At 74.0% G+C, this 20,938-nt stretch carries 18 protein-coding genes; 8 read left to right on the top strand and 10 right to left on the bottom strand.

All coding sequences use genetic code 11. From position 1 onward, the window contains the following. Positions 1-441: 441 nt before the first annotated feature. Positions 442-936: a cupin domain-containing protein gene (locus tag ACGF13_RS18535; RefSeq protein WP_392875966.1), complete on the bottom strand. Its 495-nt coding sequence runs from the start codon at positions 934-936 to the stop codon at positions 442-444. 81 nt (positions 937-1,017) lie between these two features. Between ACGF13_RS18535 and ACGF13_RS18530 the strand changes: the two genes are divergently transcribed. Further along, a complete protein-coding gene (locus tag ACGF13_RS18530; protein WP_392875963.1) occupies positions 1,018-1,869 on the top strand; it encodes a LysR family transcriptional regulator in 852 nt (283 codons plus the stop codon). An 80-nt stretch (positions 1,870-1,949) separates the two neighbouring features. Here the strand turns inward: ACGF13_RS18530 and ACGF13_RS18525 are convergent, their stop codons facing one another. The 4 genes from ACGF13_RS18525 to ACGF13_RS18510 form a co-directional block, all read right to left on the bottom strand. Next, a complete protein-coding gene (locus ACGF13_RS18525; RefSeq protein ID WP_392875960.1) occupies positions 1,950-2,318 on the bottom strand; it encodes a hypothetical protein in 369 nt (122 codons plus the stop codon). A gap of 332 nt (positions 2,319-2,650) precedes the next feature. Beyond that, positions 2,651-3,469, bottom strand: a complete 819-nt coding sequence (locus ACGF13_RS18520) for a heme ABC transporter ATP-binding protein (protein ID WP_392875957.1) — start codon at positions 3,467-3,469, stop codon at positions 2,651-2,653. Then, entirely contained in the window at positions 3,466-4,527 is a 1,062-nt protein-coding gene (locus ACGF13_RS18515; protein ID WP_392875954.1) for a FecCD family ABC transporter permease, read from the bottom strand. The genes ACGF13_RS18520 and ACGF13_RS18515 overlap by 4 nt, the downstream gene beginning before the upstream one ends. Next, positions 4,524-5,516, bottom strand: a complete 993-nt coding sequence (locus ACGF13_RS18510) for a hemin ABC transporter substrate-binding protein (RefSeq protein WP_392875951.1) — start codon at positions 5,514-5,516, stop codon at positions 4,524-4,526. Before ACGF13_RS18510 ends, ACGF13_RS18515 begins: the two co-directional genes overlap by 4 nt. Positions 5,517-5,703: 187 nt before the next feature. Here ACGF13_RS18510 and ACGF13_RS18505 point away from each other — a divergent pair, with 187 nt between their 5' ends. Both ACGF13_RS18505 and ACGF13_RS18500 read left to right on the top strand, forming a co-directional pair. Then, entirely contained in the window at positions 5,704-7,251 is a 1,548-nt protein-coding gene (locus tag ACGF13_RS18505; protein ID WP_392875948.1) for an HtaA domain-containing protein, read from the top strand. A gap of 42 nt (positions 7,252-7,293) precedes the next feature. Next, positions 7,294-8,910 (top strand): HtaA domain-containing protein, encoded by a 1,617-nt coding sequence (locus tag ACGF13_RS18500; protein ID WP_392875946.1) that lies wholly within the window; start codon positions 7,294-7,296, stop codon positions 8,908-8,910. An 81-nt stretch (positions 8,911-8,991) separates the two neighbouring features. Here ACGF13_RS18500 and ACGF13_RS18495 read toward each other — a convergent pair whose 3' ends face one another. After that, positions 8,992-9,660, bottom strand: a complete 669-nt coding sequence (locus ACGF13_RS18495; protein ID WP_392875943.1) for a heme oxygenase (biliverdin-producing) — start codon at positions 9,658-9,660, stop codon at positions 8,992-8,994. Positions 9,661-9,848: 188 nt separating this feature from the next. On the opposite strand from ACGF13_RS18495, the gene ACGF13_RS18490 reads away from it, so the two are divergent. Next, complete coding sequence (locus ACGF13_RS18490) at positions 9,849-10,187, top strand: cyclic-phosphate processing receiver domain-containing protein (protein WP_392875940.1); 339 nt, start codon at positions 9,849-9,851, stop codon at positions 10,185-10,187. A 70-nt stretch (positions 10,188-10,257) separates the two neighbouring features. Here the strand turns inward: ACGF13_RS18490 and ACGF13_RS18485 are convergent, their stop codons facing one another. Beyond that, positions 10,258-11,217: a S41 family peptidase gene (locus tag ACGF13_RS18485; protein WP_392875938.1), complete on the bottom strand. Its 960-nt coding sequence runs from the start codon at positions 11,215-11,217 to the stop codon at positions 10,258-10,260. A 54-nt stretch (positions 11,218-11,271) separates the two neighbouring features. Continuing rightward, positions 11,272-11,901 (bottom strand): TetR/AcrR family transcriptional regulator C-terminal domain-containing protein, encoded by a 630-nt coding sequence (locus ACGF13_RS18480; protein WP_392875935.1) that lies wholly within the window; start codon positions 11,899-11,901, stop codon positions 11,272-11,274. A gap of 58 nt (positions 11,902-11,959) precedes the next feature. Here ACGF13_RS18480 and ACGF13_RS18475 point away from each other — a divergent pair, with 58 nt between their 5' ends. From ACGF13_RS18475 to ACGF13_RS18460, 4 genes are all read left to right on the top strand, one after another. Further along, complete coding sequence (locus ACGF13_RS18475; RefSeq protein ID WP_392875932.1) at positions 11,960-13,522, top strand: FAD-dependent monooxygenase; 1,563 nt, start codon at positions 11,960-11,962, stop codon at positions 13,520-13,522. Positions 13,523-13,793: 271 nt separating this feature from the next. Further along, entirely contained in the window at positions 13,794-14,402 is a 609-nt protein-coding gene (locus tag ACGF13_RS18470) for a hypothetical protein (protein WP_392875929.1), read from the top strand. Between the two features lie 66 nt (positions 14,403-14,468). Next, on the top strand, positions 14,469-15,323 hold the full coding sequence (locus ACGF13_RS18465; RefSeq protein WP_392875927.1) for a response regulator transcription factor: 855 nt from the start codon (positions 14,469-14,471) through the stop codon (positions 15,321-15,323). A gap of 120 nt (positions 15,324-15,443) precedes the next feature. Next, positions 15,444-16,580 (top strand): glycosyltransferase, encoded by a 1,137-nt coding sequence (locus ACGF13_RS18460; protein ID WP_392875924.1) that lies wholly within the window; start codon positions 15,444-15,446, stop codon positions 16,578-16,580. Between the two features lie 182 nt (positions 16,581-16,762). On the opposite strand, the gene ACGF13_RS18455 is transcribed toward ACGF13_RS18460, so the two are convergent. Together ACGF13_RS18455 and ACGF13_RS18450 are read right to left on the bottom strand one after the other, a co-directional pair. Beyond that, the gene (locus ACGF13_RS18455) at positions 16,763-17,275 is read right to left on the bottom strand and encodes a DUF2247 family protein (RefSeq protein WP_392875922.1); all 513 of its coding nucleotides are present in this window, start codon (positions 17,273-17,275) and stop codon (positions 16,763-16,765) included. Further along, the gene (locus ACGF13_RS18450) at positions 17,272-20,862 is read right to left on the bottom strand and encodes an ALF repeat-containing protein (protein ID WP_392875919.1); all 3,591 of its coding nucleotides are present in this window, start codon (positions 20,860-20,862) and stop codon (positions 17,272-17,274) included. The genes ACGF13_RS18455 and ACGF13_RS18450 overlap by 4 nt, the downstream gene beginning before the upstream one ends. Between the last annotated feature and the right edge of the window lie 76 nt (positions 20,863-20,938).

Raw genomic sequence — 20,938 nt, 5'->3', positions numbered from 1 at the left:
GGCCGGTGTCACGCCCCGCCCCGACCGTGGCCGGACAGGGGCCGAACGGTCGCGGGGTGTGACTCGGCGGTAAGCCGCATCCGGCGGGACAGGAGCCGGTGTGGCTGGCGACGAATGCAAAGTTGCCAGACCGCAACGGGCCCCGCCAAGACCCCCTCGCTACGACCCGGCGTCGTAGCGAGGAGAGCGGCTCCGATTCGAAGGAGGGGCCACGCCGAGCGCGCCACCCCCTTCCGACCTGCGCAAACACCATCCACCCCCTGGCAAAAAGCGGGCAAAACGGACATTCCTAGCCGTCGTCGTGCACCGCAACCGCATGTGAGCGCACTCACCGTTTGAACCCCGACGGCATCGCCGACCGCCCCACCCTGGTCACGCTGAGTCACTGCCCACCGGGCCGTCACTGAGACCGCGGTCACACCCCGGCGACGCCCCCCCGGCTCAGGCGCGGTCGGTGGCGGGCTCGGTCGCGTAGCGGCTCATCGCGTCGGCGTTGGTCTGCGGCGTCAGCGGGCGGCCGGCGGCGAGCACCTCCTGGAGGTCCCGGAAGTACTGCACGTACAGGTCGGGGGTGAAGGTGCTGAGCATGACGGCCGGCTGGTCGGTCGGGTTGGCGAAGGTGTGCGGGGCGCCGGGCGGAACCATCACCAGCGTGCCCGCGGCGGCGTCGTACTCCTCCTCCCCGACGGTGAACCGCACGGTGCCGGAGAGGACGTAGAAGCCCTCGTCGTGTTCGCGGTGGCGGTGCTGCGGCGGCCCCTGGGTGTGCGGGGCGAGGACGGACTCGGCGATCGCGAGTCGGTGCCCGGTGTGGCTGCCGTCCTCGAGAACGCGCATGCGCGTGGTGCCCAGAACGATCGTCTCGCCGTCGCCGGGGCCCACCACCGACACGGCGGGGGCGGTCCGCGGCTCGCTGGTCTTCGCTTCTTCGGTCATGCTCACGAGTGCACCGCCGGGGCCCCGCCGGTGTCCAAGACCCGTTCCGCGGGGCCGATACCCCGTGGGTATCGTTGCAGCGTGGAGCTACGGACCTTGCGCTACTTCGTGGCGGTCGCCGAGGAACTCCACTTCGGCCGGGCCGCCACCCGACTGCACATGAGCCAGCCGCCGCTGAGCCGGGCGATCAAGCGGTTGGAGGCCGAGGTCGGGGCCCTGCTGTTCGCCCGCTCGCCGACGGGGGTCACGCTCACCCCGGTGGGCTCGGTGCTGCTCGACGAGGCGCGGGCGCTGCTCGACCACGCCGAGCGCGTCCGGGTGCGCGTGGGCGCGGCGGCCGGCGTCGCGACCGTCACCATCGGCATCCTGGGCGACGGCACCGACCCGGGAGCGGCCAGGCTGGCCGCCGCCTTCCGCCGAAGCCGCCCCGGCGTCGACATCCGCATCCGCGAGACCGATCTGACCGACCCGACCTGCGGGCTGCGAGCCGGGCTGGTCGACGTCGCGCTGACCAGGGCGCCGTTCGACGAGACCGCCCTGACGGTGCGTACGCTGCGGGCCGATCCGGTCGGCGTGGTCCTGCGCGCCGACGACCCCCTGGCCGGCCGTGACGGGCTGCGGTCGGCCGAGCTGGACGACCGCCGCTGGTTCCGGTTCCCGCAGGGCACCGACCCCCGCTGGCAGTCGTACTGGCACGGTGGCAGGCCGCGCGAGGGCCCGGTGGTGCGCACCGTCCAGGAGTGCCTGCAGGCCGTGTTGTGGAACGGCACGGTCGGCCTGGCCCCGCTCGGACACAACCTGCCCGCGGAGCTGGCCGTGGTGCCGCTGACCGACATCCCGCCGAGCCGGGTGGTGGCGGCCTGGAACGAGGGCGACACCAACCCGTTGATCCGGTCCTTCGGCGAGATCGCGACCGCCGCGTACCGTCGCTGAGGACCGGCCACCGGTGCCGCCGCGCCCCGCGCTCCTTCGGGAGGGGCGCGGGGCACGGCGGCCCGGCGGGGGAGGGCCGGTCAGAACTGCCAGGCGGGGTCGTCGGCGATCGCCAGGAGGGCGGCCTCGGCCAGGCCGGCGTTCGGCTGGTCGGTCCACTGCTGGAGGGTCACCGTGCGGCCGTCGGTGCGCTGGAGGCGGACGTACTGGGAGGTGCGGCCGTTCTGCGGGTGCGTCAGGGTCACGGCCTCGCCGTGCGCACCGGAGGGGAGGTCGACCAGGTGGCAGCTGGTGCGCGGGGCGACCTCCTGCGGGCTGGGCACGCCGGGGCGGGGGGTGACGACGGGCAGGGCGATGGTGGCGCAGAGCGGGACCCTGGGCGCGTCGGCGGTGCGGTCGGCGCCGCCGTCACCACCGCCTACGCGCTCACCCGCGAAGCCGTGCGGCACGACGTCACCGTCACGGCCGTCGACCGCAACGGGGCGCCGATCGGGCCGGGCACCTGGAACACCTGGTCGACGGTCAACCTCGTCAACCTGGACACCCGCGAGACCTTCCGGCCGCGCCACCACCGGCGGCACGCGCCGCCGACGGCTCCACCGTCGAGCAGACCGTGCTGCGCGCCTACCGCCTGGCACCCTGACGGCCCGCCGGTGGCCCGCGGGCGATGCGCGGGTCACCGGCGTGGCGGGGGCGTGGCCGCCTTCGCGCTCGGGAGTGGCGTGCCCCGGGGGTGTCCTTGCCCGGTCGGCTTCCGGCCGGACGACCGGTCCCCTTGGCGTCAGGTCCGTTCCGGCAGCACCAGCGGCGCCCCGGTGCGCGGGTGCGCCAGCACCTCGACGGGGTGCCCGTACACCTCGCTGAGCAGCGGCGCCCGCAGCACCTCGGCGACCGGTCCGTCGGCGACCGTCGCCCCGCCCGTCAGCAGGACCACCCGGTCCGCGTAGGCCGCCGCGAGGGACAGGTCGTGCAGCACCACGACCACGCCGTCCCCGGCGGCGGCGCGGTCCCGGGCGACCCGCAGCACCAGCTCCTGGTGGCGCAGGTCGAGGGCCGCGGTCGGCTCGTCCAGGAGCAGCAGCGGGGTGCGCTGGGCCAGCACCCGGGCCAGCGCCACCCGGGCGCGCTCGCCGCCGGACAGGGCGGTGAACGGGCGCCCGGCGAAGGCGGTGGACTCGGTGGCCGCCATCGCCTCGGCGACCACCGCCTCGTCCTCGGCGGCCGCCGCCGTACCGGCCCAGGGCGCGCGGCCCATCCGGACCACCTCGTCGGCCGGGAACGGGAAGGACAGCGCGGCGGACTGCGGCAACAGCGCGCGGTGCAGGGCGAGTTCGGCCGCGCCGTACGCGGACAGCGGTCGGCCGCGCAGGGTCACCCCGCCGCCGTGCGGCGCGACGTCCCCGGCGAGGACGGACAGCAGGGTGGACTTGCCCGCGCCGTTCGGCCCGAGCAGTGCGACCAGTTCGCCGGCGGCGACCCGCACGGAGGCGCCGGCCAGCAGCGCACGGCCGCCGACGGTCAGCCGCACGGCCTCGGCGGTGAGCAACTCGTTGCCGGGAAGCGGTCGTTCGGGGATCGTCCGGTGTCGGTGCAGTCTCATGCCCAGCCTCCCTGGCGGGTCCTGGTCCGGCGCAGCAGCCAGAAGAAGAACGGGCTGCCGATCAGTGCGGTGAGCACCCCGAGCGGCAGTTCGGCCGGTGCGGCGAGGGTGCGGGCGGCGAGGTCGGCGGTCACGAGCACCAGGGCGCCGCCCAGCGCGGACGGGGGGAGCAGGAAGCGGTGGCCGGGGCCGGTCAGCATCCGCAGCAGGTGGGGGACGACCAGGCCGACGAAGCCGATGATGCCGCTGACCGCGACGGCCGCGGCGGTGAGCAGCGCGACCACGGTGATCAGGGTCAGGCGCATCCGCTCGACGTCGACGCCGAGATGGCGGGCGGGGCGCTCGCCGAGGGCCAGGAGGTCCAGCCTGCGGGCGTACAGCGGGGCGATGGTGAGCCCGACGGCGGCGAAGGGCAGGACGGCGAGCACCTTGCCCCAGGTGGCCTGGGCGAGCGAGCCGAGCTGCCAGAAGGTGACCTGGCTGATCGCGGCGGAGTCGGCGGTGAACAGGAAGACGCCGATCAGCGCGCCGCAGAAGGCGTTCACGGCGACGCCGGTGAGTATCAGGGTGACCACCTCGGTGCGCCCGCCGGAGCGGGCCATGACGTACACCGCGAAGACCGTCAACAGCCCGCTCGCGAAGGCGAAGGCGGTGACCGTCCAGCTGCCGAGGGCGTCCAGGCCGAGCACGATGCAGGCCACCGCGCCGACCGCGCCGCCGGAGGAGACGCCGATGACGGCGGGTTCGGCGAGCGGGTTGCCGAACACGCCCTGCATCAGCGCCCCGGCGCAGCCGAGCGAGCCGCCGACCAGCAGGGCGAGGGCCACCCGGGGCAGCCGGACGTTCCACAGCACCGACTCGGGCACCCGGTCCAGGGCGTGTCCGCCGAGGCCGAGGCGGTGGGTGGTGGAGGCGAGGACGTCGCCGAGCGGGATGCGGTAGGCGCCGGTGCCGGCCGCGAGCAGGGCGCAGAGCACCAGGGCGGCGGTGAGCGCGACCGTGACGAGGGTGGTCCTGGACGGTCCGCGGAGGCTCTTCTCCCGTACGGCGGTGGTCACTCGGCACCCGCCGGGTGGAGCTGGGCGGTGATCTCCTGGAGCACCTGGGGTGTGCGCGGGCCGTAGCTGAGCAGTTGGCCGTCCTCGATCGAGACGATCCGGCGGTCGAGCCCGGCCGGGGTCTGGGCGACGCCGGGAAGTGCGAGCAGGCCGTCGACGCCGCCGACCGAGTCGAGCCCCTTGCTCATCACCAGGATCGCGTCGGGCGCGGCCTTGACCAGGGCCTCGCTGGTGAGCGGGGTGAAGTCGCCGGTGAGCCCGGCGGCGGTGCCGGCGTCCTCGCCGCCGGCCGCCTCGATCAGCGAGCCGGCGCCGGAGGCGGGGCCGCCGAGCAGGTAGACGGAGGCGCTGCCGCGCAGGTAGAGGAAGGCCACCCTGGGATGGCGGCCGGTGGCCGGGACGGCGGCCCTGGCGGCGTCGATCCGCTGTTCGGTGCGTTCCCTCAACTGCCGTCCGGCGTCCGGGACGCCGAGCGCGGTGGCGACGGTGTCGATGCGCGGGCCGACGTCGGCGAGCTTCTTGGCGTCGTCCAGGACAAGGAGCGGGACGCCGGCCGCGCGGATCTGCGCGATCGCCTCGGCCGGGCCGGTGGAGCGGTCGGCGAGGACGACGGTCGGACGCAGCGAGAGCACGCCCTCGGCGGACACGTCGTGGGCCTGGGTGATCACCGGCAGCGCGGCGGCCTGCCGGAAGGTGGTGGAGACGTCCCGGGCGACCACCTTGGGGCCGAGGCCGAGGCTGAACACCAGCTCGGCGAGGCTGCCGTCGAGCGGGATGATCCGCTCGGCGCTGGTGACGGTGACCTGGCGGCCGTCGGCGGAGGGGGTGGTGGCCGGGAGCTGCGGGACGGGCTCGACGGGCAGCGGCTCGACCGCGTCGGGGGCGCGGGTGGTGGTGGCGGTCGTGGCCGTCCTGGTGGCGGAGCCACAGGCGGTGAGGGGGAGTAGCAGGCCGAGGAGGAGCAGCAGGAGGGCCGGCCTGCGGGCCACCCGGGTTCGGATCGTACTGCTGCTCAACGTGCTTCCCTTCGCCGGGGGTTGTCGCCGCCTCCGACCGGACGGGGAGGGGCTCTTGATCTATATATTAGGTTAGCCTTACCTAAGTCTTGCAAGGGGGTGGCGGTCTGCCGACCCCTCCCCCCGCCGCGCCCCCGTGACCCTTCGAGGAGTGATCCGCGTGTTCCTGCCCAGCCGGCTCCGCCGTTTGGCCGCCTCCCTGGTGGCCGTTCTCGCCGCCCTGTCGGTGGCGGGCCTGTTGCCGGCCCGGGCGGTCGCCGCCGAGGGCAGGGTCTCCGGCGGGCGGCTCGACTGGGGGATCAGACAGTCCTTCCTGGCCTACGTCACCGGGCCGATCGCCAAGGGGAGTTGGACACTCAGCGGCGGCGCGGCCACGGTCGGCGGCAGCACCTTCCGCTTCCACTCCGCGACCGGCGCGTACGACCCGGCGACCGGTGCGCTGACCGCGGGCTTCTCCGGCGGTGTCCGCTTCACCGGGCACCAGGAGAACGGCGCCGACGCGCTCGACCTGAGCCTGGGGCGGCTCACCTTCCGGGCCGTCCACGGTGGTGCGGCCGGGCTCTACGCCGACGTCAGGAGCAAGTCCAAGGAGACCGGGCAGGTCAGCGAGGCGAGCCAGGCCAAGCTGGCCGATCTCTCGCTGGCCGGCGTCGACCTGCGCGGCGCGGCCGGCACCCTGAGCCTGAGTAACGTCCCGGCCACCCTCACCGACGCCGGGGCGAAGGCCTTCGGCAACTTCTACCAGGCCGGAACGGCCCTCGACCCGCTCAGCCTGTCGGTCAACCTGCCTGCCGCTCAGGCGACTTCGGCGGCGCCGTCGCCGAGTGCCGCGCCCACGGGCGCGCCCTCCGCCGAGGCCGCGCCCGTCGCCGGGGCCGCACCCTCCGTCGGCTCCGCGCCCGTCGCCGGGGCCGCCCCTTCCGGTGAGCCCGCCGCCCAGGCACCCGCGAAGACCGAGTTCGGCAACGGCGCCCTCGACTGGGGCGTGCGCCGCACCTTCCGCGACTACGTCACCGGCGCGATCGCCCAGGGCCGTTGGGAACTCGGCGGCGGCGCGGCCGACGGCGGGGCCTTCTTCCGCTGGACCCCGGCCAAGGGCGAGTACGACCCAGCGACCGGCGAGCTCACCGCCGCCTTCACCGGCACCGTCCGCTTCACCGGCCTGCGCGGCGGCGAAAGCCACGGGCTGGACCTCACCCTGGCCAACCCGGGCGTCACCGTGGCCGGCGGCCAGGGCCGACTGCTCGCGGACGTCTCCGGCCGCACCCCGGACGGCGCCACCCGGCAGCTGCCCGGCGTCGAGCTGGCGACCTTCGACCCCACCGGGCTCAAGGCCGAGGGCGGCCTGCTGAAGGCCGTCGAGCTGCCGCTGAAGCTCGCCCAGGGCGGGGCCGAGGCCTTCGGGGGCCTCTACCCGGCCGGCACCGAGATGGACCCGCTGAGCTTCGCCGTCGCCCTCGACCCGGCCGCCACACTGCCCCCGCTGCCCGACCTCGGCAGCGCCCCGGCCACGCCCGCCGCCTCGGCCGCCCCGGCAACGCCGGCCGCCTCGCCCGTCGCGTCCTCCGCCGGCTCGTCCTCGGGTGGCTTCCCGGTGGCCGCCGCGGCCGGCGGCGCGGTGCTGGTCGCCGCGCTCGCCACGACCGGCGGGCTGCTGGTCCGGCGCCGCCGCGCGGCCGCCGCCCCGGGCCCCGACCGCACGGCCTGACCCTTCCCCCCGCCATCCCCCCATCCGAACGGAGCAACCACCATGTCCCGCAACCGCACCCGGCTGGCCGCCCTCGCCGCCGCCACCGCAGGCCTCGGCCTGACGGCCCTCGGCGCCCCCGCGCTGGCCCTGGCCGACGGCGCCCCTGGCAGCGTCACGTACGACACCGGCGCGCTGGACTGGGGCGTGAAGGCCGGCTTCCGCACCTACATCGAGGGCCCCGCCTCCCAGGGCGGCGCGGTCGAGCTGACCGGCGGTGCGACCCGCAACACCGACGGCACCTTCCACTTCGGCCTGGCGAGTGCCGAGTACGACCTCGCCACCCACGCGCTCAGCTCCTCCTTCACCGGCGGCGTGCACTTCACCGCCCACCACGGCGCGCTGGACATCGCGCTCAGCGACCTGAAGGTCACCACGTCCGGCACCACCGGTACGCTCACCGCCGACACCGCCTCCAAGGAGTCGACGAGCGCCACCGAGACCACCCGACGGAACGACGTGCCGCTGGTGACCTTCACCGTCGGGCGGGACACCACCACCGGGGTGCCGACCGCCGCCAAGCTGACCGAGCAGGGCGCCCAGGCCTTCGCGGGCTTCTACCGGGCCGGGGCGGATATGGACCCGCTGTCGCTGCTGCTCAAGCAGAGCCCGGCGACGCCCGCTCCGTCCGGTACGCCGGTCCCGTCCGGTGCGCCGGTGCCGTCCGGTACGCCGGTCCCGTCCGGAACGTCCACCCCGTCCGGTACGGCCTCGCCGACGGCGCAGCCGACCGGCACGCCGTCCGGCACGCCGTCGGCCCCCGCCGAGCCGTCGGCCACTGCCACCCCCTCGCCGACGGCCACCCGGAGCACGACACCAGCCCAGACCGGCACCCCCAGCACCGCTCCCGACCGCCTGCCCGTGTTGAACGGCACCTTGAACTGGACGGTCAAGGAGAGCTTCCGCAAGTACCTCGAATCCCCGATGGCCGCCGGCAAGGTCGAGTTCGGCGGCGGCGCGGCCGACTACCGCTTCGGCAGCGCCACCGGCGCGTACAACACCGCCGACCACACGCTGACCGCCGGCTTCACCGGCTCGGTCCGCTTCCTCGCCCACCCCGGCAAGGACGGCTGGGCGCTCGACACCACGCTCTCCGCACCGGGTCTGGTCATCGACCGGGATGGTGCCTTCCTGACTGCCGACGTCAACGGCAAGTCCCCGGACGGCAAGTCGACCACGCTGAGCGGCGCCCGGATCGCCAAGCTCGACGTCCCCGTCTCCGCGCTGAAGCCGGTCAACGGCCTGGTCACGCTCACCGGTGTCCCGGCCACGCTCACCGCCGAGGGCGTCCCGGTCTTCTCCAACTACCCGGCCGGTACGGCCCTGGACCCGGTCAGCGCCACCCTGGCCTTCGACAAGGACGCCGCGCTGCCCGCCACCGGTACGTCCGGCACCGCCGGCGCCAACCCGGCTGCGGGTGGCCAGGGTTCGGGCGGCGGCACGGCCGGAGGTGCCTCGCTCACCAGCACCGGCCTGACCGGCACGGGCACCGGTTCGCTGGCCGCCACCGGAGCGGACACCCCGGTGCTCCCGTTGCTGGCCACCGCGGCCGGACTGCTGCTGGTCGGCGGCAGCGCCACCGTCCTGGTGCGCACCCGCCGCAGCGGCGCGCAGGCCTGACCCCGGTCGGGAACGCACACCGGCCCCGGCGAGCAACCGCTCGCCGGGGCCGGTGCGTTCACCGCGGGGGAGTGGGAACGCTCAGGCGCTCAGCGGGTAGCGCCCGTCCAGGTCGTGGAACACCGCCCCGTTGAGTATGAAGGCCCGCTTGCACTCCTCGACCACCCGGCGCCGCTCGACCTCGTCCATCGCCGCACCCGCCGCGTCCAGCCTGGACCGGTACTCGCGCTTGAAGGCGGCGGGGTTGGCGACCTCCTCGAAGACGTAGAACCGCACGCCGTCGCCCTTGCGCTCGAAACCCCAGGCCTTCTCGGCCACGCCCCGGATGATCTGGCCGCCCGACAGGTCGCCCAGGTAGCGGGTGTAGTGGTGCGCGAGGTAGCCGGCGGGCCACTCGGCGGCCAGCTCCTCCACCCGCGCCACGTACGCGGCGGTGGCGGGCAGCGGCGCCAGCCCGTCCCGCCAGTCGGGCCCGCGCAGGTGTGCCAGGTCGCGTTCGATGGCGTCGGTGCGCAGCAGCGCCCGGTCGATGAACGGGCCTGCCAGCGGGTGCTCCGCGAGCTGCTCGGCCCGCTCCTCCAGCGCCCGGTAGACGTACCAGAGCTGGCCGGTGAGGTCGGCGTAGGCCTCGATCCCGAGGCGTCCGCCCAGCAGGCGGCTCATGAACGAGGACCGCTCTGCGGCCTCGTGCTCCTCGCTGCTGGCGGTGCGGAGCATGGTGGAGAACGGGACGGGTGCGGGCGCGGGCATGCGGCCTCCAGGGATCGGATGCGGCCGGGTCGGAGAGACCCCGATAACTTTGGTTAGCCTAACCTAAGTCGCATATTGCCGACACTCTGTCGGCAAACAGGCCGAGCGGCGCGGGAAGCGGCCATCGTCACCCGCCGGGCGCGATATCCCCGTTGCTCCGGCGGCCGCCCGATTGAAAGGATGATCAGATGAAAGAGGATTCAGTCGTACCGACGCCCGTCATCCTCGGCATAGACGACCTCCGGCCGCTCCCCGGAGTCACGCGGATCGCCCGCACCAGCCGTGAGGGCGTCCAGCTCCTGGAAGAGCATCGCGAGGTCTTCGTCGACGAACTCTGGCTCGACCACGATCTCGGCGGCGACGACAGCATCATGCCCGTGGTGACCCTCATGGAAGAGGCCGCCTTCAACGGGCGGCCCTTCCGGATCGGAACCGTCTTCGTCCACAGCGCCAACCCCATCGGCGCCGAAACCGTCGTCCGGTCACTCACGCGCTGGAACTACCGCGTCCGGCGGGCAGTGGCGTAGCGAGTCCGGTACCGGCTCGGGCCCCGGTGGTTGACGAGTCGCGGGGCTGAGCTGGGAACAACGGATCGGATCAGAGCTGCCCCAGACGCCGGGGCCCGGCATCCCCATCAGCCTCCTGGGTCAAGCGCGCCACGGCCAGGGCCAGCGCGCGGTCGAGTGCCGCCTCGGCGTCGCACGGCACATCGGGCCGGACGCCGGTGCCCTCCCAGTTGGTGCCCGAGACCGGGTTGACCGCGCGGGCGACGGGCACGCTGAGCTCCAGGTGCGGGTGCACCGTCCAGCCCTCGCGCGGGTGCGCGCCGCCCCGGGTGGCTTCCCCGACGACCTCGGCGCGCCCGAGCTGCTGCAGGTCGTAGGCGAGTTCCTCGCCCGCGGAGAAGGTGCTGCCACTCGTGAGCACGAAGAGCGGCTTGCCGCCGCCGAAGCGGGCGCCCGGGACGAACGGGGGCGTCCAGGACTGCGCGGCCACCTCTCCCTGCCGCGAGACCATGGTGTTGAGGTGTGTGCGGCCGTCGAGCAGGTAGCCGCAGACGAAGGCGACCGTGTCCGGATCGCCACCGGTGTTGCGGCGCAGGTCCAGGATGAGGGCGCGGGCGGGGGCCACCAGTGAGAGCGCCGCGGCCAGCGGCTGCGCCGCCCAGTCCAGCGGGAACATCTTGGGGGCGATCTCCAGGACCGCGACGCCGCCGTCGAGGATCTCCACCCGCGGGACACCATCCAGGGAGGCGTCGAAATCCCTCCGCATCGAGGCGAGCACCGCCGCTCCCCGCTCGCGCGGCACCGGCACGGCGTGGTACTTGAGGGCCAGGTGCAGGTCGCCGTTGACGGACCGCAGGTCCGCGGTGACCGCTTCGGCCAACTCCTGGGCGGATTCGGTGCGGTAGGAGCCCTCGGCACTCCGGCGCCGCAGCAGGGAGGCCAGTTCCCGGGCGGCGTCGGGGAAGACGTAGTTCTCGCCGACCAGGTCGGCGATCGACTCGACGACGGCGAGGGCGTCCGGCGCAGGTGGCGGCGATGTGGTGGCGGTCATGGGGAGGGAGTAGACCAGCGGCTTGTCCGGGCGTCAAACGTACTTGACGCTTGCTCACATAGGTCGGGGGCGCAGCAGCTGGTCGAGGCCGAACTCGAAGCGTTCGTCGAACGCCGTGTCCTCCAGCTGCGGCACCACCCGGTCGAGCGCGGGGTAGCTGCCGGCGGCGAGTGCGGGGCCGAGGGTGTGTTCCTCGCCGGAGGTGGCGAGTGCCTGCTCCTCCTGGGTCAGGCCGAGTGTCAGGTACTGGATGCTCCAGAACGTCCAGGCGGCCCGGCGTTCGTCGAGTCCGGCGTCGAGCAGGGCCGCCACGAGGTGCTCGGCGAACGCGAGGGTCGCGGGCTCGGCGGCGTAGGTGCCGGCGACGACGGCCGCGCCGTCGCGGTGGGCGAGCAGGCAGCGGCGGTAGCGGCGGGCCAGTTCGCGCGCCCGCTCGTCCGGGGCCGCGGGCAGGTCGGTGAGCGGGATCCCGGCGACGATCGCGTCGGCCATCAGCTCCAGCAGTCGGGCCTTGGTCTTGGCGTGCCACAGCACGGTGTTCATCCGTACGCCGAGGCGTTCGGCCGTGCCGCGCAGGGAGACGGCGTCGGCGCCCTTCTCGTCGAGCAGTTCGAGTGCCGCCCGCACCACGGCGGTGGGGTCGAGCCGGGTTCGCGGGGCGGCCGGGGTTTGCTTCTTGGTCACTGACCTAGTCTACTGGAGGCATCGTTATTGGTCACTGACCAAGAAGGGGAGTCTCGTCATGCCCGAAGGAACGCACACCACCACCGCACCCGCCACCGCCGAACACGCCACCGCACCGGACGCCGCCACCGGGGTCGTCATCGCCGGAGGCGGACCGGTCGGGCTCTGGCTCGCCTGCGAGCTGCGCCTCCACGGCGTCGACGTGACCGTGCTGGAGACCCGGGCCGAGCCCGACCCGCACTCCCGCGCCCTCACCGTCCACCCGCGCACCCTCGAACTGTTCGCCGCCCGGGGACTGGTGACGCCCTTCCTCGCCGAAGGACTGCGGGTGCCCAACGGGCACTTCGCCGCGCTCACCACCCGGATGGACTTCTCCCGGCTGGACACGCCCTACCCGTTCACCCTCGTCCTGCCGCAGGTCCGCACCGAGGAACTCATCGCCGCCCACGCCGAGGCCGTCGGCGTCCGCCTGCTGCGCGAGCACCGGGTGACCGGTCTGACCCGGCACGACGACGCGGTGACCGTCGAGGTCGACACCCCCACCGGGCACCGGCAACTGCGCGCGGCCTACCTGGTCGGCTGCGACGGCAGCCGCAGCACCGTACGCACCGCCGCGGGCATCGGCTTCCCCGGCACGTCCGCCACCCGGTGGGCCTGGATGGCCGACGTCACGCTCGACGCGCCGCCCGCCGCGCACACTGCCTTCAACGAGTACGGCACCGTCATGGTCTTCCCCCTGCCCGACGGCCTCCACCGGGTGGTCGGCAACGACGCGCACAGCGTCCAGGAGCCGCCCGAGACCCCCACCATCGAGGAACTCCGCACCCGGGTGCGCCGGATCGCCGGCACCGACCTCGGCATGCGCGACCCGCACTGGATCTCCGTCTTCGGCAACGCCACCCGCCAGGCCGAGCGCTACCGCCACGGCCGGGTCCTGCTCGCCGGCGACGCCGCGCACACCCACTTCCCCGCCGGCGGCCCCGGCCTCAACGTCGGCCTCCAGGACGCCGGCAACCTCGGCTGGAAGCTCGCCCAGACCCTCGCCGGCACCGCCCCCGACGGCCTGCTCGACAGCTACCACACCGAACGCCACCCGGTCGGCGCCGACCTGCTGCGCAGCACCAGCGCGCAGACCGGCCTGATGACCGGCTACACCCCGGAGAACCTCGCCATGCGTGACCTGCTGGGCGAACTCATCGGCGACGTACCGGAGTTCTCCGACGCCCTGGCCCTGCGCGCTTCCGGCCTCGCCGTCCACTACCCGCCCGCCGAACCGTCCGGCACCCACCCGCTCACCGGGACCCGCGCCCCCGACCTCCCCGTCCACGGCGGCACAACGCTGCTGCCCCTGCTGCGCCGCGGCCGCTACGTCCTGCTCGACCTGGCCACCGCCCCCGACACCCCGTCGCCGCTCGCGCCGCTGGCCCACGACGTGACGCCGGGCCTCGACGTCCACACCGCCCCTCCGGCCGACAATCGCCCCGCAGGCCACCGCCCCACCTGGTCCGGAGTCACCGCCGCCCTCGTCCGCCCCGACGGCCACCTCGCCTGGCTCTCCACCGACCCCGACCCCCGCGAACCCGCCCGCACCGCCGTCACGGCGACGCTCGCCCGCTGCTAGGCGCGGAAAGGAGGACACCCGCCACGGCACGTCCGGCGCCCGGTCCTCCGGCACGCCCCCGCGGGGCCGGCGCGACCGCCCCTCGGCGACGGTGGCGTTCCTGATCGCGGAGACCCGGAGGGGTGCTCCGGTGTCCCAACTCCGATGTGTCGCAGTGGTTTTCGAACGACCTGCGTGTCGATACATTGATTCGGTGCCCACCTGCCGGGCTTGAGTCGCGAACGAGCAAGGAGCCGTGGCTGACGGGGGCGACCGGGGAAGGCTGGTGCGCATGGTCCTGGGCAGGCGGAAGCGGCGGGAAGCGGACGAGGCGCGCGCGAAGTTCATCGCCAACCGGGAGAAGGTCCGCTCGTGGAGCGGGCGTTGGGACTGCCCCGAGGTGGACTGGCCGGCCTTCGAAGAGGTCCCCAGCCCCTGGCTGGTGCTGCCGCGCGAACGCGACCGATGGTTGGAGCTCCACGCGCCCTTCATGGAGCGGTACGACTGGCTCCTCGAAGCCACACCCCGGGCGAATGGCGTCGACGAGCTGTGGGCGCTCTGGGAGTTCGGCGCGGGCCACGGGTTCGAGCGTCTGACGATCCGCTTCCGTACCGTCCTGGACCCCGAGTACCTGGCCGAGAAGCTGGCCCTCGGCATCGAGGCGGCGGCCTTCGACGGGTGGCAGGACGGAGACGCGCAGAGCGTCTACGACTGGTTGTGCGAGGGGGTCGGCAGCCTGGCCGGCTCCGGCATGGTCCGGGGAAAGCACCGCCTGGGCTTCGTGCTCCTGGAGATGACCTGCGCGGCGGTCGGCCGAACCACCGTCATCACCGAGCTGCGCGCCTCGCTCACGACCACCTCCCTGGACGGTAGGCCCTTGAAGCCCGATGGCCGGGACTAGGAGTCGTCGGTGTCGCGGCCCGGGCGCGCGTTTGACGCATTCCGGGCACATGATCATCCTGGGGCGATGGCAGCGGAGCGGAGCGTGGCGGAGATCCTGGACGCGGCCGTCGGCGTCCGCGAGGCCGCCAGGGGCGCGGCGGTCGGCACGACCGGCCTCGACGCGGTCCTGGCGGCGCTGTCGGGGGTGATGGAGTACGACCACGCCTCGCTGGCCCGGTGGGATCCGCTGCGCGGCTGCCACACCACCCTGGCCGGGAGCTACCCGGACGACGCCACCGCCTACATCGAGACGCGGCTCCACCACGACCCGGTGTTCCCCGTGCTCCGCAGCCCGGCCAGGGGCGGCCTCTGGCTCGGGGACGTCCCCGGACGGCTCCTGGCGGCCTCCCCGGGCTTCCGGGAGGTGCTGCGCCCGCTCGGCATCGAGGACGGGGTGGCCCAGTGCCTCTTCGCCGTCGACGGCCGGTACGTCGGGGTGCTGAACGTGAGCACCCGCCGGCCGCGGTGCGCGCCCGATCCCGCGCGGGCCGTGGTCACCCTGCTCAGCGAGGCGCTCGCCGCGGCCGTCGACCCCCACGCGGGCCCGCGGTCCGAGGAGCCCGCCGTGGCCGCCGTGCCCGGTCCGGGCGCCCCGGCCCGGCCGGGCGGGCTCTCGCCGCGCGAACTGCAGGTCCTGGCCGAACTGACGGCCGGCCGCACCAACCGGGAGATCGCCGAACGGCTGTACGTCACGCCCCGCACCGTGGGGACCCACATCGAGCACATCCTCGCCAAGCTCGACCTCCCCAACCGCGCGGCCGCCGCGGCCCGGGCCGCCGCCTGGGGGATCGGCTGCTCCGACCCCTCCGGATCGGGCGTCGCCGGCTTGGAGGAGTTCCCCCGACCGGGCGAGCGGCTTGTGCCGGGGCGGACCGGGTAGGAGGCGGGAAGCGTCGGCGAGGCGAGGCGAGGCGACTCGACGCGCGCCGCGGGGATTCCGTACGGACCCTCGCGGGTCGGTACCACCGATCGCGGTGTCTCAGGGGGCAGGGAGGGTGCGATGACCGGCCGAGTGATCTACGCGTCGTTCGAGTTCCAGTTCCCGCTGGGCGGCATCCGCGCGCTGAACCAGCAGGTCTCGCTGCTGCGCGCCGCCGGAGTCGAGGCGTTCCGCTGGACGCCCACGCCGGGATTCCGCTACACGTGGTTCGCCGACGACGTGCCGGCGCTGTCCGGCACGACCCTGGACCTCGGGCCCGAGGACGTGCTCGTCCTGCCCGAGGTCAGCGTGCTCCCCGACCACGACCCGGCGCCCGGCGGCCGCAAGGTCGTCTTCTCGCAGGGACACTACGTCACCTTCCTGGCCGGCCCCGGCCCCGGACCGTACCCGGGCTGGTCGTCCCGGCCGGCGCTGTGGACGGTCTCGAAGGCGGGCGTCGACATGCTCCGCCGCGCCCTGCCCGAGTACGAGCCGCACCTGGTGCCCAGCGTCATCGACACCGAGTCGTTCCGGCCGGCGGCGACCGGGCGGGTCCGGCGCATCGCGTGGATGTCCCGCAAGCGCCCCGTCGAGAGCACGCTGCTGCGCCGCCTGCTCCACGCCGACCCGCGCTCCCGGGGCGTCGACCTGTACGACATCCACGCGGTTCCCCACGAGGAGGTCGCCCGCGTCCTGTCGGACACGTCGGTGTTCATCGCGCTGGGAGCGCCCGAGGGCGAGGGCTTCGGACTGCCGCCGGCCGAGGCGATGGCCAGCGGCTGCCTGATGACCGGCTACGCCGCCGGCGGCGGAGCGGAACTGTTCGACTCGCCGTCCGCCTGGCGGATCCCGGAGCTCGAAACGGACCGGCTGGCGGACAAGGCCCTCGAACTGCTCGACCTGCCCGACCAGGACGAGGTACGGCGGGCGGGCCGGCAGTGGGTCGCCGACCGGTACACCGCCGACGCCGCCGTCAGGGCACTGGTCGAGGGCATCCGCCAGGCCCGCGCCCTCCCCGGCGGCCCGGCGCGGGCCACCCACCCGGCCGCCTGGATGGACGAGTTGCTGAAGCGCTTCCCGGTCCCGCCGGAGGCGTACGCCGTGGTGGAAGCGCCGGCCGTTTCCGCTTCCCGGTCGGGCCCGTCCCGCCGGGACGGAACCGCGGCGCCGCCGTGGCCGCCGGCCACGGGGGCGGGGTGTGGAGGCGGCCCTGGGTGAGGGCCACGGCTTCGGCGGTGAGCGTGCCGCGCGAGGCCGTCGCCCGCGGCGCGCCGACAAGGACCCGCTCGTGGAGGGGGGTTCCGCCGTTCAGCCCACGAGGAAGGGCTGCTTCCGCAGTCCTGCGGAAGCAGCCCTTCCCAGCCGATGGCCGGGCGGATCGGTGTCAGACACCGGTGGCGTCAGTCGGTTTCGGACTCCCGGTCACGACCTCGGTAGAACTCCCCTTCGTTGCGGACGAATTCCTCCCACCGCGACATGAGGGCATCGATTCCCGTCGTCTGCCCGGGTTGTGCCGGCATGTAGCGGACGAAGCCGTCCATCTCGGAGGGGTAGTCGAAGCCCGCGTACAGCATCTCGACCACCCCCAGCGCGTCGCCGAGGTCTTCGCGGTTCTCGTAGGCCCAGGCGAGCGCCAGGTATCGCCACACCAGCCGCAGGTCGTCCGCGGCAAGGCCTGCGTCGGACCCTTCCAGAAGTCCGGCTACCTGGTCGGCCTCGTCGGACAGCAGAAGGGCGATCGTCTCCTCCGTCTGCGACACCTGGCCTGCCTCGAGGCGTCGCGTACAGAGGCTGATGACACCGTCGGCGTCGATCCAGCCTTCGCGGTGCCCGTACTCGAGTTCCGCGAGGCTTGGGCGGACACGCGGTTCGATGAACTCCGCCGGGATCTTGAACTTCAGAAAGTCACTCATGGCTTGTTGGGGATACCGTTGATCGTTCCGTTTTTGACGAACCCTTGGTGGGATACTACCTGGATGCCGCCCTGGTCCTCGATGAGCCACTCGAACCGGCCCGTGACGCCGTTCACTTCGCCCGGCATCTGCACGAGGACGCGTGGCCTCCCGTCACCGCCGGTGATCCTGAACACCGTGCCCTTGGAGGAGATGTCCTTCACCACGTAGTCGGGCGCGAGGTGCCGGCCGTCTCGAATCAGCCCGGAACCCCAGCGCGGGAGCTTTTCGATCGCCCGCTGCGCTTCCATCGGCGAGGGAAGATAGTCAATCTTCTCAATCCACTTGATCGTGGCGCTCGATACCCGGGTGATCTGCTCGATGGTCTTGGCTTTGGTCGCGATTTCTGCGAGCTTGGCGGCCCGTCCGGCCGGGAAGAAGGTCACGGCGAGCTCTGCGCAGGAGACGAGGTTCTTCTCCTTGACGCACTCCTCGGCGGTGTCCACCCCGAGAACGGACTTGGTGAGCTGCTTCAGGATCTGCACCTCGTTGCTGGACCCCCACTCGGCGAGAAGTCCGGTGATGGTGCCCGGTCCGAACACGCCGCCCGGCCCGTACGTGCCGTTCGCCTTGGCCATGTTGCATTGGGCGATGAACTCCCGCGGCGTGTCGGGCGTGATGAAGAAGCAGTTGAACTGGCTGAAGTACTGCGCCTTCCAGATCTCTTGGCGGATCTGCGCCTCCAGCGCCTTGGTGAACTCCTCCTCGAGCTGCTTGGTCTGGGCTTCGATACCCGGGTCCCCGGCGGCCAGCTCGGCCTGGCGCTCCTGGATCATCTTCTCCGCGGCGATGCCCCAGGCTTCGTCGGCGGCCTGCTGGGCGGCTCCGGCGTCCCGTCCCGCCGCGATCGCGGAGTTGTAGGCCTGGGTGGCGGCGTCGCGGGCGACGGTGGCGGACCAGCGCGCCTGGGCCGCGGAGGCGCGGGCGCGGGTCGCCGCGGCAGTGGCCTTGCCGGCATCGCGCCCGGCGGCCTGGGCGGCGTTGCGGGCGGCGGTGGCGGACTGGGTGGCGCGAGCAGCCGAGGCTTCGGCGTCCTGGGCGGACTGGCCGGCTTGGGCGGCGAAGCCGGCCGCCTGGTCGGCGAAGGAACGGGCCTGATCGCGGGCGTTGTCGGCCTCGCCGGAGGCGTTGGCGGCGATGGCGGCGGCCTCAGTGGCCTCCCAGGCGTCCTGCTGGGCGTTGGCCGCGGTCTGGGAGGCTTCGGCGATCAGACGGCGCATCTGCGCGACGTGGGCGGAGGTCAGCTGGTCCTTGCGGTCGGCCATGTACTGGCCGGTCTTCAGGAAGGAGCTGACGAGGCCGGGTGTGCCGGAGAGCGCGATCCTGGCCGAGGCCTGGAGTTCCGGGCCGCCGCTGGCGAGCAGTTGGGTGGCCAGAACCCGTTCGTCGATCTGACGGGCGTTGTACTGGCCGGTCGCCAGGAAGGCGGCGACGGCCTTGGGTGACCCGTCACGCAGGGCCTTCTCGGCGGCTTCCTTGACGCTGGTTCCGCCGGCGGCCATCACCTGGTAGGCGCGGACCCGGTTGTCGGTCACCGCGGCCTCGTGCTGGCCGGTGGTGTAGAAGGCCTCGATCTGCTGGGCGCTGCCCTTGAGTGCGGCCGTGGCGGCGGTCCGGACGGCTTCGTCGGGGCTGTCCTGGGCGATCTCCTGCACGTTCCGGCGCATGTCGTCCAGTTCGGCCTTGTGCCGGCCGGTGCGCACCCAGTCCAGGACGGTGGCGTCGGTACCGGACAGGGCGTCGGCCGCGGCTTCCTGAGACCACGAGCCGCCGGTCTCCATGGTCCGGAGCGCGACCTTGCGGCCCTTGGCCGCCAGTGCCTTCGGGTCCGCGCCGGGCCGACTGGCCTCGGCGGCCAGAGCGGCGGCTTCGTCGTCCTGGGCCCGCCAGCCGGCGAGGAGCGTGCCGATCTCACCGATGGCCTCGTCGTCGGCCTTCTTCATGCTCCGGGCCGTCTCGACGGCGGCCGCGGTACGGGCGGTGAGATCCTCGGCCTCGGTCTTGCGGGCGAGTTCGTAGACGCCGCCGGCGGTCTTCACGGCCTCGCCCGCCGCCGACGCGGCGGTGCGTGCCGCCTCTGCCTGTCGGGCGGCTTCGGCCGCCGAGACGGCGGACTCACCCGCGTGCGCGGCAGCCTGGTCCGCGGCCGCCGCCGCGTTCTGGGCGTGCGTGGCTGCCGAGTGGGCGGCGTCGCGGGCCTGGAAGGCGGCCTGGGCTGACTGGGCGGCCAGCGCCGCGGACGCGTCCGCGGCCCGGTTGGCCTCGGCGGCCTGGCGGCGGGCCTGCTCGGCCGCGGCCTGTGCGCGGTTGGCGCCGGCGCCGGCGGCGCTTGCCAGACGGCCCGCCTTGTCCGCGGAACCGGCGGCCGCGTTCGCGTTGCCACTGGCGCTCTTGGCCGCAGCCGCGGCCTCGCCCGCAGCCAGGGAAGCGGTGCCGGCACTGTCCGCGGCGTCCGCGGCCCGCTGGGCGTCACCGGCGGCATTGCGTGCTTCTTCGGCCCGCTGGCGGGCCTCGGAGGCCTTGCCCGCGTCCGAGGAGGCGGCGCTGGCGGCCTTGCGGGCGCCGGCCGCCGCGAGGGCCGCGCCGCTGGCCGCGCTGGCGGCCTGGGCCGCGGCGCTGGAGGCGACGCGGGAGGCCTGATTGGCGGCACCGGCGGCGGCCGTCGCCTGCTGCGCGGCCGCTGCCGCGCCCTGGGCCGCATCGGCCGCGTCCTTGGCGGCCGCCGTGGCACGGGCCAGGTCCTGGCCGGCCTTCTCGGTCTCCGTCGCTGCGGTCTCCGCGGCGTCCTTGGCCAGCTGGGAGGCCTTGACCGCACGCTCGGACGCTTCCTTGGCGGCATCCTTGGCAGCCAGGGCCTGCGCGCCGGCCTGCTCGGCCTGGTCGGCCAGCTGCGAGATGGTGGCGCGTTCCTTGTCCCGGGCGCTGGCGACGAACTGACCGATTTCCAGGAACTCGACGATGTCGGAGGGCGTTCCACGCAGCGCGACCTTGGCGGCCTCCTTCATGGCCGGGCCACCGGAGCCGAGGAGCTGCATCGTCCGTGCGCGGTTGTCGACTTCCCGGGCGTCGTACTGGCCCTGTTCCAGGAACCTCTTGACGTCCTCGGGCGTGCCCTTGAGCGCGGTGGTGGCCTGCTCCTTGACGCTGACGCCGCCGGTGGCGATGAGCTGGAAGGCTTCGACCCGCCGGTCCTGTTCCAGTGGGGCCTGCCAGCCGTCCCTGAGGAAGGCCCGCAGATCGGCCGGAGAACCCTTCAGCGCCTTGGTCGCGGCGTCTTGCACTCCGGGCCCGCCGAGGCCGAGTAGCTGGAACGCGCTCACCCGGTTGTCGTGGTACGCCGCGTCGCCGTTCTCGACGTCGAGGAACCGCTTGACGTCCTCGTCCGAACCGGTCAGCGCAGCCTCGGCCGCGGCCTTCACGCCCGGGCCACCGATGGTCCACAGGCCGACCACGCGGCCACGGTCCGTCAGCCCGGGCAGGTCCGGGGTGCCGTCGGACTCCGCCGCCAACGCGGATGTCGTGCCGAGTAAGCCGGCGGCGAGGGCCATGGGCAGGAGAACCGCGCACGCGCGGCGCATCCCCGCCGTTCGGCTTCCCCGTGATTGCCTCTTCCCGGTGCCTTCC

Source organism: Kitasatospora sp. NPDC048286 (genome assembly GCF_043201735.1).
In the GTDB taxonomy this organism is placed as follows: domain Bacteria; phylum Actinomycetota; class Actinomycetes; order Streptomycetales; family Streptomycetaceae; genus Kitasatospora.
The sequence above is the reverse complement of the archived record's forward strand: the minus strand, read 5'-3'. Positions and strand labels throughout refer to the sequence as shown.

What these genes read in the sequence shown, in the direction of transcription:
- ACGF13_RS18535 (WP_392875966.1), bottom strand. Translation starts at nt 936, where the DNA reads ATGACCGAAGAAGCGAAGACCAGCGAGCCGCGGACCGCCCCCGCCGTG.
- ACGF13_RS18520 (WP_392875957.1), bottom strand. Translation starts at nt 3,469, where the DNA reads ATGAGACTGCACCGACACCGGACGATCCCCGAACGACCGCTTCCCGGC.
- ACGF13_RS18500 (WP_392875946.1), top strand. Translation starts at nt 7,294, where the DNA reads ATGTCCCGCAACCGCACCCGGCTGGCCGCCCTCGCCGCCGCCACCGCA.
- ACGF13_RS18495 (WP_392875943.1), bottom strand. Translation starts at nt 9,660, where the DNA reads ATGCCCGCGCCCGCACCCGTCCCGTTCTCCACCATGCTCCGCACCGCC.
- ACGF13_RS18490 (WP_392875940.1), top strand. Translation starts at nt 9,849, where the DNA reads ATGAAAGAGGATTCAGTCGTACCGACGCCCGTCATCCTCGGCATAGAC.
- ACGF13_RS18485 (WP_392875938.1), bottom strand. Translation starts at nt 11,217, where the DNA reads ATGACCGCCACCACATCGCCGCCACCTGCGCCGGACGCCCTCGCCGTC.
- ACGF13_RS18475 (WP_392875932.1), top strand. Translation starts at nt 11,960, where the DNA reads ATGCCCGAAGGAACGCACACCACCACCGCACCCGCCACCGCCGAACAC.
- ACGF13_RS18470 (WP_392875929.1), top strand. Translation starts at nt 13,794, where the DNA reads ATGGTCCTGGGCAGGCGGAAGCGGCGGGAAGCGGACGAGGCGCGCGCG.
- ACGF13_RS18465 (WP_392875927.1), top strand. Translation starts at nt 14,469, where the DNA reads ATGGCAGCGGAGCGGAGCGTGGCGGAGATCCTGGACGCGGCCGTCGGC.
- ACGF13_RS18460 (WP_392875924.1), top strand. Translation starts at nt 15,444, where the DNA reads ATGACCGGCCGAGTGATCTACGCGTCGTTCGAGTTCCAGTTCCCGCTG.
- ACGF13_RS18455 (WP_392875922.1), bottom strand. Translation starts at nt 17,275, where the DNA reads ATGAGTGACTTTCTGAAGTTCAAGATCCCGGCGGAGTTCATCGAACCG.
- ACGF13_RS18450 (WP_392875919.1), bottom strand. Translation starts at nt 20,862, where the DNA reads ATGGCCCTCGCCGCCGGCTTACTCGGCACGACATCCGCGTTGGCGGCG.